The organism is Halobacillus sp. BBL2006 (genome assembly GCF_000786645.1).
GTDB lineage: Bacteria > Bacillota > Bacilli > Bacillales > Halobacillaceae > Halobacillus.
In genome coordinates, this window is sequence record NZ_JRNX01000805.1 from 1 (window position 1) to 780 (window position 780).

Here is a 780-nt window from a genome sequence, read left to right on the forward strand (position 1 = left end):
TTTTTTTCTGAAAAACCATTGTATTAAAAAAATATTATTGTATAATCGTAAATATAGAAAAAAATTTTCAGCTTCAGTTGTTCAGACAGAAAGGGGTCAAGACTATGCAAGTCGGTTTAGTCGGGCTCGGGAAAATGGGATACAACCTCGGATTGAATTTGTTGGATCATGGACACCAAGTTGTGGCCAACGATGTCAATCAGGAGCAAATCTCAAAAATTACCGAAGAAGGAGCTTTACCAGCGCAAAATTTGAAAGCGCTTATCGACCGCTTGGATCGTCCGCGAACCGTTTGGGTTATGGTGCCAGCAGGAGAAATTACAGAAGTTGTTCTTCAAGAACTTTCTTCCTTATTAGAACCTGGCGATCGCATCATTGATGGTGGAAACTCAAACTATAAAGAAAGTTTGCGGCGTGCCCAACAGTTCAAAGAGAAAAATATTTTCTTCTTTGATGTTGGAACAAGTGGAGGAACAGAAGGTGCTCGTCATGGAGCCTGCTACATGATCGGTGGAGACAGGGAGCAATTCAAAGAAATTGAAGTTTTGTTTTCTGATACTGCCGTTGAAAGCGGTTACCATCATTCTGGACGTGCCGGAAGCGGTCACTTCTTGAAAATGGTACATAACGGCATCGAGTATGGAATGATGCAGTCGATCGCGGAAGGGTACGAAATTTTAGATAAAAGCCCCTTCGATTATGATTACGAGTCTGTATCGAAAGTGTGGAACAACGGTTCCGTCATTCGATCCTGGTTGATTGAATTAATGGAGAACGCTT

At 41.7% G+C, this 780-nt stretch carries 1 protein-coding gene; it reads left to right on the forward strand.

Going from position 1 to position 780, the window contains the following annotated elements; translation table 11 throughout:
* Positions 1-104: 104 nt before the first annotated feature.
* Positions 105-780, forward strand: a 676-nt coding sequence (gnd, locus tag LD39_RS19860; RefSeq protein WP_035552522.1) for a phosphogluconate dehydrogenase (NAD(+)-dependent, decarboxylating), incomplete at its 3' end; no start/stop codon positions are given.